This window comes from Microcystis sp. M53602_WE12 (genome assembly GCF_030065455.1).
Lineage (GTDB): Bacteria > Cyanobacteriota > Cyanobacteriia > Cyanobacteriales > Microcystaceae > Microcystis > Microcystis aeruginosa.
The window spans coordinates 1-1,233 of the sequence record NZ_JASJFB010000220.1; the positions used below are offsets into that span (position 1 = coordinate 1).

General features: G+C 44.0%; 1 protein-coding gene. It reads left to right on the top strand.

Going from position 1 to position 1,233, the window contains the following annotated elements; genetic code table 11:
- Positions 1 to 1,233, top strand: a 1,233-nt coding sequence (mnmG, locus tag PX482_RS08060; protein WP_288122299.1) for a tRNA uridine-5-carboxymethylaminomethyl(34) synthesis enzyme MnmG, incomplete at both ends; no start/stop codon positions are given.

Genomic DNA, 1,233 nt, shown 5'->3' on the forward strand with positions numbered 1-1,233 from the left:
GGTCGCCTAAAAACTGGCACTCCTGCCCGTGTGGATAAGCGTTCGGTGGATTACTCCCGTATGGAACCGCAACCGCCCGATGACGAGGTACGTTGGTTTAGTTTTGATCCAGAGGTGTGGATCGAACGGGAACAAATGAACTGTCATCTCACCCGCACCACGGCGGCAACTCATCAATTAATCAGAGATAATTTACATTTATCCCCCATTTATGGCGGTTTTATTGACTCCAAAGGGCCGCGTTATTGTCCTAGTATTGAGGACAAAATCGTCCGTTTTGCCGATAAAGAAAGTCATCAAATTTTTATTGAACCGGAAGGGCGCGATATTCCCGAACTTTATATCCAAGGCTTTTCAACGGGACTGCCGGAAAATGTTCAATTAGCAATGCTGCGGACTTTACCCGGTTTAGAAAACTGTGTAATGTTGCGTGCTGCCTATGCAGTGGAATACGATTATTTACCAGCAACTCAGTGTTATCCAACCCTGATGACGAAGAAGATTGAGGGGTTATTTTGTGCGGGACAAATTAACGGGACAACCGGTTATGAAGAAGCGGCAGCCCAGGGACTGGTGGCGGGGATTAATGCGGCCCGGTTTGCTTTAGGAAAAGAGTTAATTGTTTTTCCCCGGGAGGAAAGTTATCTAGGAACTTTGGTCGATGATTTGTGTACCAAGGATCTGCGGGAACCCTATCGAATGTTAACCAGTCGTTCCGAATATCGCTTAGTATTGCGATCGGATAATGCCGATCAAAGATTAACACCTTTAGGGCGAGAAATTGGCTTAATTGATGACCGGCGTTGGCAATTATTCCAAACTAAACAAGCTAATATTATCGCTGAAAAAGAACGCCTACACGAAACCAGAATTAAAGAACGGGATCAGGTGGCAATTGCCATCGTTAAGGATACAGAACAAAAAATCAAAGGTTCTCTCTCTTTAGCGGATTTACTGCGTCGTCCTAGCTTGCATTATCTCGATCTTGATCGTTATGGTTTAGGTAATCCCGATATAAATTTAGCCGAAAGAGAAGGGGTAGAAATTGAAATTAAATATTCCGGTTATCTGAAACGACAACAAAATCAAATTGACCAAATTAGTCGCCACAGTAACCGTCATTTATCCCCCGATATTGACTACATGAAAATCGAAACTTTGTCAATGGAATCGCGGGAAAAATTAACAAAAATTAAACCCGCCACCATCGGCCAAGCCTCGCGAATTGGCGGA